A 3,678-nucleotide genomic window follows, 5' to 3' on the forward strand; every position below is an offset into this window, starting at 1 on the left:
GGTTGGTCGCGGTGGTGGCGTTGGTGTCATTGGGGCAGGGCGTGGCCGTGGTGCCGGCGTCGGTGGTCGGGCATGTGAGTCTGCCGGGCGTGGTTTATCGCAGCATTCAGGGCAGTGACGCGGCGTCGTGGCTGTCGTTGATTCACCGGCGCTTTGAGCAAGCGCCGGCGGTGGCGCGGTATATCCAGCAGGTCAAGCAAACGCCAACCTGAGGCGTTACACCAGTCGCGGCTGCACGGAGTCCGCCAGGCGCGTGAGGATCAGGCAGCACGACACCGCACCGGCATCCAACACGCCCAGCGAGCGTTCGCCCAGGCGGCTGGCGCGGCCGATCTTGGCCACCAGGTCCTTGGTCGAGTCACGGCCCTGTGAGGCGGCGGTTTTCATCGCATCGAGCGCATCGTGGAAGGACGCCCCCCGCGCATGGGCGTGCTCAAACGCTTCGACCGCCGGGATCAAGGTGTCCATCAGGCACTTGTCGCCCACGCCGGCCTCGGTAATGTCCTGCAATGAGGTCAAGCCGCCACGCAGCAGGTGGGCGAAGGTGGCCGCGTCGATGTCTTTGCTGCTACGCACTTCATCGGCCATGCCGATAAACAGGCTGCCGTACAGCGGCCCCATGGAGCCGCCGATGCCTTCCATCAGGCTCAGGGTCAGTTCGTCCAGGGCTTCGGCAAGGCTCAGTTGGCGGCCTTCGATCGTGCGCCCGCAATGCGCGAAACCCTTGGCCATGTTGATGCCGTGGTCGCCGTCGCCAATCGCGCCGTCGACTGCGCTGAGGTACTCACGGTTGGCCACGATCACGCTGACCAGGTCGGCGACGATAGCGCTGCCGTCGCGGGTGGAAAAATGCTCGCTCATGGTTCACTCCGCCTGGGTCAAGCCGATGGAACGGCAGGGTTGGTCGATCAGGGTTTTCAACTCAAAGTCGAGGCCGAGCAGGGTCAGGGTTACGCCCATCATTTCCAGGGACGTGAAGTAGTTGCCCACGTAGCAACGGTGAATCTTCAAGCCTTTGGCGGTGAGTTGGCGTTCCACCTCGGCGTAGAAAATATACAGCTCCATCACTGGCGTGGCGCCAAGGCCGGAGACCAGCACCACCACGCTGTCGTCTTGGCTGAAATCACGGTCGGCGAGGATCGGCGCGAGCATGCGCTCGGCCATGGCGGCGGCGGGTTCGATCGGGATGACTTCGATGCCCGGTTCGCCGTGATGGCCGATGCCCAGTTCCATCTGGCCGTCGGCAATCTGGAAATTCGGCTTGCCCACGGCGGCAATGGTGCAGGGGGTGAGGCCAATGCCGATCGAGCGGCAGTGGTCGACGGCTTTTTGGGCGACGCGGATCACACCGTCCAGGTCGTAGTGCTGGGCGGCAGCGGCACCGCCGATCTTCCACATGAAGATCTCCCCGGCCACGCCGCGGCGCTTGGCAATCTCGGCCTTGGGCGCGGACGCCACGTCGTCGTTGGCGACCACGGTGCGGATGCGCATGTCTTTGCTGGCGGCCATTTTCATCGCCAGCTTCACGTTCATGTTGTCGCCGGCATAGTTGCCGTACAGGCAGGCCACGCCTGCGCCATGGTCGGCGGCGCGGAAGGCGTCGAAGAAACTTTTGGCGGTGGGCGAGGAGAAAATCTCGCCGACGGCCACGGCGTCGACCAGGCCGGGGCCGACGTAGCCGAGAAACGCCGGTTCATGGCCCGAGCCGCCGCCGGTGACGATGCCGACGCGGCCTTGGCTCGACGGTTTGGCTTTGACGATGACCCGTGGATTGGCTTCGTATTGGCGCAATTGCGGGTGCGCGACCAGGATGCCGCGCAGCATGTCCTCGACCACTTGGTCTGGATCGTTGATGACTCGATTCATAACGCGGGTTCCTGTGTTCTTGTTTTATGGGTTCACCGCTGTTCAGTGCGGGATGTGTGGTGTGCTTAGGGTTCGAGTACGACCTTGAGTGATTTGTCGCCTCGCTCCATCACCGCAAACGCTTCCTTGAAGTCCGCCAGGGCAAATTTGTGGGTCACCACGTCACGCATGTCGATCTTGCGGTTGCCGATGAAGTCGATAGCGCGTGGGTACATGTACGGGCCCAGGTGCGAACCGAGGATGTCCAGTTCCTTGCGGTCGCCGATGATCGACCAATCCACCGTGGCCTCGTCGTTGAACACGCTGAACTCGACGAAGCGCCCCAGTTTGCGCAGCATCGCCAGGCCCTGGTTGACGGCCTTGTGATGACCGGTGGCTTCGATATAGATGTCGCAGCCGTAGCCCTCGGTAATCTCGCGAATCTTCGCTAGCACGTCCACCTCGGCCGGGTTCCACACTTCGTCGGCGCCCATGCGCAGGGCGAGGGCGGCGCGTTCGGGTTTCATGTCCAGCACGATCAGTTTTTTCGGGTTGCGCAGGCGTACCGCACCGATGATCCCCAGGCCCAGGGTGCCGGCGCCGGCGACTACCACCACGTCGTCGAAATCCACATTGGCGCGCTCCGCTGCGTGCAGCGAACAGGCCAGCGGTTCGATCAGGATCGCTTCGTCCGGCGCAATCGAGTCCGGCACTTTATGGATGATGCCTTCCTTGGTGAAGATCATGTACTGGGCCATGGCGCCCTGCACATTGTTCTGGAAGCCATACAGGTCGTGTTTCTGGCACATCCAGTACTGGCCGTGGTTGCAGAAGCGGCAGCCCCAGCATGGCACGATCTGCTCCGAGATCACCCGGTCACCGACCTTCACCCCGCGCTTTTCCGCGCCGGGGCCGAGAGCCACCACGCGACACACGAATTCGTGGCCGGGGATCATCGGCGGTTTGACGTAGCGCGGTTGCTCGGCGTCGCCCCAGAACGAGGGGGCGCCGCGATAGGTCTTGATGTCGCCCATGCAAATGCCGCACAGCTCGACCTTGGTGAGGATTTCATCGGGGCCTGGGGTGGGCACGTCGACGGTTTCCAGGCGGTAGTCTTCCGGGCCGTGGCAGACCACGGCCTGCATGGTTTTCGGGATGATCGGGGCGAGTTGCTCGGGCGTGCGTTCGGTAACGGTGGACATGACAAAACCTCACGACAAAAAGATCAATTATTGAATGCTGTAGCCGCCGTCGATCACCATGTTGGCGCCGGTGATCATCTGCGCTGCGTCGCTGAGCAGGTACAACGCCAGCCCGGCGATTTCTTCCGGCTGGGCAAAGCGGCCCGTCGGGATCTGCAGTTTGGCCCGCTCGCCGACTTCGCCGGCCCAGGCCTGCTTGCCCAGAGCCGTCTCGACGATGGTGGGGGAGATGGCGTTGACGTTGATCTGCGGCGCCCATTCCATGGCCAATACTTTGGTCATGCCGACGATGGCCGCTTTGCTCGCGCAATACGCGACATGCCGGTCCAGGCCAATCACGGCGGCCTGGGAGGCCAGGTTGACGATGCGCCCGCCGCCCTGGGCGAGCATGTGCCGGGCACAGGCCTGGGCGACGAAGAAGCTGGCCTTGAGATTGATGTCGAGGGTGGTGTCCCAGGCGCTTTCGCTGACGTCGATGGCCTTATCCAGCAAGGCCACGCCGGCGCTGTTGATCAGGTAATCCAGGCGTTGGAAGTGCTCGAAAACCCGGTCGACGGTGTGTTGCACCTGGTCGATCTGGCTGAGGTCGACGGCAATGCCCAGATGTTCGGCGCCGAGGCTGGCGGCCACG

5 protein-coding genes are annotated in these 3,678 nt (G+C 63.4%); 1 reads left to right on the forward strand and 4 read right to left on the reverse strand.

The window, feature by feature from the left end; translation table 11 throughout:
- A partial coding sequence (locus tag L9Z73_RS27155) for a LysR substrate-binding domain-containing protein (RefSeq protein WP_247407703.1) occupies positions 1–212 on the forward strand: 212 nt, incomplete at its 5' end.
- 4 nt (positions 213–216) lie between these two features.
- Here the strand turns inward: L9Z73_RS27155 and dhaL are convergent.
- The 4 genes from dhaL to L9Z73_RS27175 all read right to left on the reverse strand — a co-directional run.
- On the reverse strand, positions 217–861 hold the full coding sequence (gene dhaL, locus L9Z73_RS27160; protein WP_247407705.1) for a dihydroxyacetone kinase subunit DhaL: 645 nt from the start codon (positions 859–861) through the stop codon (positions 217–219).
- A gap of 3 nt (positions 862–864) precedes the next feature.
- Entirely contained in the window at positions 865–1,866 is a 1,002-nt protein-coding gene (locus tag L9Z73_RS27165; protein WP_247407707.1) for a dihydroxyacetone kinase subunit DhaK, read from the reverse strand.
- Positions 1,867–1,931: 65 nt separating this feature from the next.
- Positions 1,932–3,047 (reverse strand): MDR/zinc-dependent alcohol dehydrogenase-like family protein, encoded by a 1,116-nt coding sequence (locus L9Z73_RS27170; protein WP_247407709.1) that lies wholly within the window; start codon positions 3,045–3,047, stop codon positions 1,932–1,934.
- A gap of 27 nt (positions 3,048–3,074) precedes the next feature.
- The coding region (locus L9Z73_RS27175) for a GolD/DthD family dehydrogenase (protein WP_247407712.1) at positions 3,075–3,678 on the reverse strand (604 nt) is incomplete at its 5' end.

The organism is Pseudomonas emilianonis, from assembly GCF_023072625.1.
Lineage (GTDB): Bacteria > Pseudomonadota > Gammaproteobacteria > Pseudomonadales > Pseudomonadaceae > Aquipseudomonas > Aquipseudomonas paraveronii.

Bases quoted from the DNA above. Each gene is read 5' to 3' on its own strand.
- dhaL (WP_247407705.1), bottom strand. From the start codon at position 861: ATGAGCGAGCATTTTTCCACCCGCGACGGCAGCGCTATCGTCGCCGAC.
- L9Z73_RS27165 (WP_247407707.1), bottom strand. From the start codon at position 1,866: ATGAATCGAGTCATCAACGATCCAGACCAAGTGGTCGAGGACATGCTG.
- L9Z73_RS27170 (WP_247407709.1), bottom strand. From the start codon at position 3,047: ATGTCCACCGTTACCGAACGCACGCCCGAGCAACTCGCCCCGATCATC.